At 80.1% G+C, this 537-nt stretch carries 1 pseudogene; it reads left to right on the top strand.

The features are described 5' to 3' along the window. Window positions 1–537, top strand: a pseudogene (locus NUM_RS22445) (thiol reductant ABC exporter subunit CydC); the annotation flags it as partial.

The raw sequence follows: 537 nt of genomic DNA, 5'->3' as shown, positions 1-537 counted from the left end.
CGCCGGCCCGCCCACCGGGCGCCGGGGCGCGCCGCTGCGCCGGGTGCTGCGTGCCGGCGGTACCGGACGCGGGCGGCTGCTGCTCGCCGGCGCCGCCGGGGTCGGCGCGGCCGGATCCGCGGTCGGGTTGGGCGCCACCGCGGCCTGGCTGATCGCCCGCGCCGCCCAGCACCCACCCGTGCTGTACCTGATGGTCGCGATCGTCGCAGTCCGCGCGTTCGGCCTGTCCCGCGGCGTACTGCGCTACGCCGAACGGCTCGCCTCGCACGACACGGCGCTGCGGGTGCTGTCCCGGCTGCGGGTCGGCGGGTACCGGCGGCTCGCCGCGCTGTCGCCGGCCGGGCTGACCGCCGACCGTTCCGGCGACCTGACCGCACGCCTGGTCGGCGACATCGACGGCCTCGCCGACGTGTGGCTGCGGCTGCTGCTGCCGTACGCGACGGCCGCGCTGGTCGGCGCCGGCAGCGTCGCGCTGGTCGCGCTGCTGCTGCCCGGCGCCGGCGCCGCGCTGGCCGGCACGCTGCTGGTCGTCGCGCT

Source organism: Actinocatenispora comari, from assembly GCF_017312725.1.
GTDB classification, from domain to species: Bacteria; Actinomycetota; Actinomycetes; order Mycobacteriales; family Micromonosporaceae; genus Actinocatenispora; species Actinocatenispora comari.
This window is presented reverse-complemented; position numbering and strand designations above follow the sequence as displayed.